This is a genomic window from Methylophaga sp. UBA5088, assembly GCF_002414625.1.
GTDB lineage: Bacteria > Pseudomonadota > Gammaproteobacteria > Nitrosococcales > Methylophagaceae > Methylophaga > Methylophaga marina.
Genome location: NZ_DIAC01000088.1, coordinates 7,195 through 10,569 on the forward strand (window position 1 = coordinate 7,195; position 3,375 = coordinate 10,569).

A 3,375-nucleotide genomic window follows, 5' to 3' on the forward strand; every position below is an offset into this window, starting at 1 on the left:
GCGAGCTGATTAATCAGCTCGCCGTTTTTTTATCTAGTGCGGAAACATCATGACAACACTGGTACTTCAAGGCATCACTCTCACTCGCGAACTGGCTGAACAGATCGCTCATCAATATTCAGGTCAGCTTAATTGGTACAAGCATTATGCGACGATCATTCAGGCAACAGATATTAACTCTGAAACCGTTACGCATCTTCGTCAGCAATACGACTTCGATATTAATGCATTGCCAGAGGCATTTGATCCTACAACGGCTAAATTGCTCGTTACAGATATGGACTCCACGCTGATTACCATTGAGTGCATTGATGAAATTGCTGATTTTATGAACTTAAAACCACAAGTCGCAGCGATTACCGAATCAGCCATGCGGGGCGAAATAGACTTTGAAACTTCACTTCGTCAGCGAGTGTCGTTATTAAAAAGCCTTGATGTAGCTGTACTCGAACGTGTCTATGAAGAACGTTTGCAGCTCAGTCCCGGTGCTGAGCTAATGGTCTCTACACTAAAAAAACAAGGCTATAGTTTAGCGTTAGTATCAGGTGGTTTTACTTTCTTTACTGATCGATTGCAGCAGCGGTTAGGCCTTGATTTTACTCAGGCCAATAAACTGGCTGAGAAGAATGGCAAACTGACTGGAGAGGTGGATGGTGATATCTGTGGCGCACAAACAAAAGCAGATTTCCTACTTTCATGTTGTGAAAAAATGACTATTTCCGCACAGCAAACAATAGCGGTAGGGGATGGCGCTAACGATTTATTGATGATGGCTCCGGCCGGTTTAAGTGTGGCTTATCATGCCAAGCCCAAAGTGCAGCAACAAGCGGCGACGGCGATAAATCATAATGGGTTGGATGCTATTCTCGGCTTATTGCAGCTTGAATATAACTAGCCTAAGCTTGAAATTATAAAAAGCATCCCCATCTCAACAGACATAATAAAACTCCAAAACTACGAGGATTAAATAATGGACGTAATGGACAAAATTAAACAGGCGATTGAATCAAACTCTGTGATCTTATTTATGAAAGGCACGCCTGAGTTTCCACAATGTGGTTTTTCAAGCCGCGCCTCTCAAGCTGTCTCTGCCTGTGGTGCAGAATTTGCTTACGTCAATGTATTAGCTGAGCCAGATGTACGTGAAAACTTGCATCGTTATGCAGATTGGCCAACCTTCCCACAGTTGTATATCAACGGGGAATTAGTCGGTGGCTGTGACATCATCATGGAAATGTATGAGAACGGCGACTTGAAAAAAATGATTGATGAAGTGAGCTAAAAAAGGGCATGAGTCAGGAAAATGATCACGAATGGAACAACGACAACGATTATGCCGTTGCGCCAGCCAAGCCAGACTTGAAGCAGCCGCCCAAGTATAGGGTGATTATGCTTAATGATGACTACACGCCGATGGATTTTGTGATTGAAGTCCTGGAAAACCTTTTTGGCATGGGGCGTGAGCGTGCTACACGCACCATGCTTCAAGTGCATACCGAAGGTAGTGCCTTATGTGGTATTTTTACCTATGAGATAGCTGAAGCGAAAGTCGAACAGGTCAACAGCTATTCTCAAAGCCACGGTCATCCATTGCAGTGTACGATGGAAGAGGAATGACCTAGTTCGATATCCAACCAACAAGGTGGAACGTAACATGTTAAGTAAAGAGCTCGAACAAACCCTCAGTCAGGCGTTTAATTATGCCCGCCAACGTGCTCATGAATTTCTTACCGTTGAGCATCTTCTGTTAGCGTTGCTGGAAAATGGCCAGGCATTAGCTGTGTTGAAAGCATGCGAAGTGGATATCACTGCTCTACGACAGGAATTAAGTGATTTTCTCGCTGATAATTTGCCGACACTTGCCGAAGACAGTGAACGTGAAACTCAACCGACCTTGGCTTTTCAGCGTATTTTACAACGTGCCGTCATGCATGTTCAGTCTTCGGGTGGCACAGAGGTGACGGGGGCCAATGTTCTGGTATCCATCTTTTCTGAACAGCAGTCACAGGCTGTTTATCTGCTTCAGAAACAGGATGTTACTCGTCTGGATGTCGTTAATGCTATCAGTCATGGCGAAGTTGAAGATTCTGCCATGCACTCTGAGTCTGAAGCCAAAGTAGATAGCGACGAGGTGTCTGATGAAGATAAAAGTCCTTTAACGCTATATGCAGAAAATCTTAATGCTGCCGCCATCAAAGGTAAGATTGATCCCCTTGTTGGACGTGCACATGAGTTAGAACGGACGCTACAAATCCTCTGTCGCCGCCGTAAAAATAATCCTCTATTCGTGGGTGAAGCTGGTGTCGGTAAAACAGCCCTTGCTGAAGGTCTGGCAAGACGGATTGTACATGGTGATGTGCCTGAAGTATTAGCTGAAACCACCATCTATTCATTAGACATGGGGGCGCTGGTCGCTGGTACAAAATATCGTGGTGATTTCGAAAAACGCTTGAAAGCCTTGCTACGGGAATTGAAAAAACAACCGCATGCGATTTTGTTTATCGATGAAATCCATACCATGATAGGTGCAGGCAGTGCGGGTAACAGCACGATGGATGCAGCGAACTTATTAAAACCACTATTAGCCAGTGGTGAACTAAAGTGTATTGGTTCGACAACCTATCAGGAATATCGCGGTATTTTTGAGCATGATCGTGCTTTGGCTCGTCGTTTCCAGAAGATTGATCTGCCTGAGCCAAGTGTCTCCGAAACCATTGAAATTCTTAAAGGACTTAAACCTGGTCTGGAAGAACATCATAATGTCCGTTACTCCAATGCGGCTATTGAACAAGCCGCTGAGTTGGCTCATCGTCATATCAATGATCGCTTCCTGCCAGACAAAGCCATTGATGTTTTAGATGAAGTGGGCGCTGCTCAACGTATTGCGCCAAAATCAAAACGTAAAAAATTGATTGGTGTGAATGATGTGCAGGCTATTGTGGCTAAAATTGCCCGTATTCCTGCCAAAACGGTGTCCAATGCTGATAAAGATAATCTACGTAAGCTGGACGAAAACCTTAAACGCGTTATCTTCGGACAGGATGAAGCGATTTCTGCTCTGGGTTCTGCGATTAAAATGGCCCGCTCAGGATTGGGGCATCCAGAAAAACCGACAGGTGCTTTCTTGTTTGCTGGTCCAACGGGTGTGGGTAAAACCGAAGTCACTCGTCAGTTAGCTCATAATCTTGGCGTGGATCTGATTCGTTTTGATATGTCGGAATATATGGAAAGTCATACTGTTTCCAGACTGATTGGTGCACCGCCTGGTTATGTCGGTTTTGATCAGGGGGGGCTGTTAACGGATGCCATCATCAAACAACCTCACGCAGTGCTGTTGTTGGATGAAATTGAGAAAGCGCATCCAGATGTGTTTAA

At 44.7% G+C, this 3,375-nt stretch carries 4 protein-coding genes; all 4 read left to right on the forward strand.

Features of this window, described 5'->3' with window-relative positions:
- Positions 1–49 precede the first annotated feature (49 nt).
- A complete protein-coding gene (serB, locus tag B4K20_RS11175; protein WP_289282942.1) occupies positions 50–895 on the forward strand; it encodes a phosphoserine phosphatase SerB in 846 nt (281 codons plus the stop codon).
- A 75-nt stretch (positions 896–970) separates the two neighbouring features.
- Positions 971–1,282, forward strand: a complete 312-nt coding sequence (grxD, locus tag B4K20_RS11180; RefSeq protein WP_286304301.1) for a Grx4 family monothiol glutaredoxin — start codon at positions 971–973, stop codon at positions 1,280–1,282.
- An 8-nt stretch (positions 1,283–1,290) separates the two neighbouring features.
- Positions 1,291–1,617 carry an ATP-dependent Clp protease adapter ClpS gene (gene clpS, locus B4K20_RS11185; RefSeq protein ID WP_289245148.1) on the forward strand — a complete coding sequence of 109 codons (327 nt, stop codon included), beginning with the start codon at positions 1,291–1,293 and terminating at the stop codon, positions 1,615–1,617.
- A 37-nt stretch (positions 1,618–1,654) separates the two neighbouring features.
- A partial coding sequence (locus B4K20_RS11190) for an AAA family ATPase (RefSeq protein ID WP_289282943.1) occupies positions 1,655–3,375 on the forward strand: 1,721 nt, incomplete at its 3' end.